The sequence below is a fragment of the Pseudarthrobacter sp. RHLT3-21 genome, from assembly GCF_059383495.1.
In genome coordinates, this window is sequence record NZ_JBWZCI010000055.1 from 1 (window position 1) to 2599 (window position 2599).

Consider the following 2599-nt stretch of genomic DNA (forward strand, 5'->3'; position numbering starts at 1 on the left):
CCCCCCCGTGTCGTTACGGGGAGAGCCCCTTCCTTCCTTGGTGAAATGGCGATGCCAATCGTTTTTATTTCACCCGTCGTGGGAAGGAAGGGGCTTGATGTGAAGTCTCCAGGAGAGTTCATGGAAATTTTAGCTGCTTATGATTTGACCCGGTCGTACCGGGATGCCGCGAAGATCTGCGGCGTTTCACACAACACGGTGCGCTCGTATGTGAAGGCCCGTCAGGAAGGCGTCCAGGCGCCCGTCGCCCGCCAGCGGGGCCGGATCACCGACCCGTTCCTGCCGCAGATGAAGTCGTTGGTCGGGCAGTCCCGCGGGAAGATCCGCGGGGACGTTGTGCACGGAAAACTCGTTGATCTGGGCTATCCCGGATCGATCCGCACGACCCGGTATGTGCTGGCCGGGCTGAAGTCGAAATACCGGGCCCAAAACACCCGTGTTCACCGGCCCTGGACTGTGGAGCCAGGGCTGTGGCTCCAATGGGACTACGGAGACGGGCCCGTCGTTGACGGCGCCAAGACGGTGTTGTTCGTGGCCTGGCTGGCATACTCACGGTTCCGGATCGTGATCGCCTTGCGGGATAAGACCATGCCGAGCGTGTTCGCCGCCCTCGACCGCTCCTTCCGGCTCATCGGGGGCGTCCCAACGTACGTTTTGACCGACAATGAGAAGACCGTCACGATCGAGCACGTCGCCGGGGTGCCGGTCCGTAACCCGCAGATCGTCGCGTTCGCCCGGCACTACTCCACCGCCGTGCACACCTGCATGCCGGCGGACCCGGCCTCGAAGGGCGGGGTGGAGAACGCGGTCAAGATCGCCAAAGCCGACATCGTGCCCAAAGACACGAACCTGCGCCCGGACTACGCCTCCTTTGCCGAGCTGGAAGCGGCGTGCGAGGCGTTTATGGAGGATGTGAATTCCAAGGTTCACCGGGCCACCCTGGAGATCCCCAAGGACATGCTGAGACTGATCGAACAGCCCAAGCTGCACCCGGTCCCGGCAGTGCCGGTGACGGCCAGTTTCGGGCAGGTCCGGCAGGTCCCGCCGAACACGCCCATGGTCACCTACGAGCACTCCCGCTACTCCGTCCCGCACACCCTGATGGGGCAAAGGCTCTGGGTGCGCGGCACCGACACCCACGTCATCATTGTCCATGTCGGCGAGCAGGGGCCGGTGGAAGTCGCCCGGCACGAACTCACCCGCCCCGGCGTGCCGGCGATCATTGACGCCCATTTCCCGCCCGCCTCCACCGGCGCCCTGGAACGGGTCATCCGCCCCACGAACAAGGCCGAGGAAGAGTTCCTGGCCCTGGGCGCCGGGGCAGCGCTCTGGCTCAAGGAAGCCGCCGCAGCCGGGACGAACAAGATCCGCCACAAGATGGAACGCGCCGCCACCCTCGCCAAGGTCATGGGCCATAACGTGGTCGACCAAGGCCTCGGCGCCGCCGCCGTGCACCACCGCTTCAGCCACGAGGACCTTGTCTCCATCATCACCAACACCGCCACCGGCCAGCCGCCAAGCACCATCAGCACGACCCGACACACCGTCACCGACCAGGGCCAGTGGCTGAGCCAGGGCACCAGCGCATGGGCCAACTTCGGCACCAACACCCCCAACACCAGCGATTCCAGCGACGCTGTCGATCTTGAAGGAGCCACCGAATGAGCGCGACAACCCTGGCCCCCAGCCCGCTGACGGATGCGGCCGTGGAGCACGTCATCGCGTTGATGCGCACCACCCGGATGCCGCACGCCCGCGCCGTTGTCGCCGAGGTGTTGGCCACCGCGAAGGCCCAGCGCTGGGACCCCACAGAAGTCATACGCGTCCTGCTCGAGGCCGAGGCAACCGGCCGGAACCGGTCCATGCTCGCCACCCGGCGCAAACGCGCGGGGTTCCCCACCGGGAAAACCTTCGATGTCTGGGACGAGTCCCTCTCCACCCTGCCGACGGCGACGACCTCGTTCCTGCGGACCCTGGAGTGGGTGCGGCGGCGGGAGAACCTGATCGCGTGCGGGCCCTCCGGGACCGGGAAGACCCTGCTGCTGGAATCCCTGGGCCAGCAGGCCATCGACGAGGGCATGTCCGTGTCGTGGCTGAGCCTGGAGGACCTCGGCGCCCTCGTGCGCCGGCACCGCATCGATGACAGCGTCAACAAGGCCATCACCCGCGTTACCGGCGTGGATTTAATTTGCATTGATGACGTAGGTCTTTTGCCGGTATCCGGCGATGCCGCCGAGGGCTTCTACCGCGTCGTGGAAGCCTCCTACGAGAAACGCTCCCTGGCGATCAGCTCCAACATCCACCCCTCCGGCTTTGATGAGCTGATGCCAAAAACCATCGCCACCGCGACCGTGGACCGGCTCATGCACCACGCGCACCTATGCCAAACCAGCGGCGAGTCCGTCCGGCTCATGCAAGCCCAAAACGGGAAAGGAACCCGCCCCATGAACTAACCCGCAACACGGTCAGGCGCCCCAACCCCAGCATGCCCCAGGCGCCTGACCAGTGTTCAAAACTACTTGCCGCCACCGGTCAGTCCATTGCAGCCACCGGTCAACACAAACTGCAGCCACTGGTCAGTTCAAAGTTGCAGTTGACA

At 65.1% G+C, this 2599-nt stretch carries 2 protein-coding genes; both read left to right on the forward strand.

The genetic code is table 11. The features are described 5' to 3' along the window. The first annotated feature begins 99 nt into the window (after positions 1–99). Positions 100–1665 carry an IS21 family transposase gene (gene istA / locus AC50YA_RS23030; RefSeq protein WP_494984467.1) on the forward strand — a complete coding sequence of 522 codons (1566 nt, stop codon included), beginning with the start codon at positions 100–102 and terminating at the stop codon, positions 1663–1665. Then, complete coding sequence (locus AC50YA_RS23035; RefSeq protein ID WP_494984468.1) at positions 1662–2453, forward strand: ATP-binding protein; 792 nt, start codon at positions 1662–1664, stop codon at positions 2451–2453. The genes istA and AC50YA_RS23035 overlap by 4 nt, the downstream gene beginning before the upstream one ends. The last annotated feature ends 146 nt before the right edge of the window (positions 2454–2599 follow it).

What these genes read in the sequence shown, in the direction of transcription:
- AC50YA_RS23035 (WP_494984468.1), top strand. Translation starts at nt 1,662, where the DNA reads ATGAGCGCGACAACCCTGGCCCCCAGCCCGCTGACGGATGCGGCCGTG.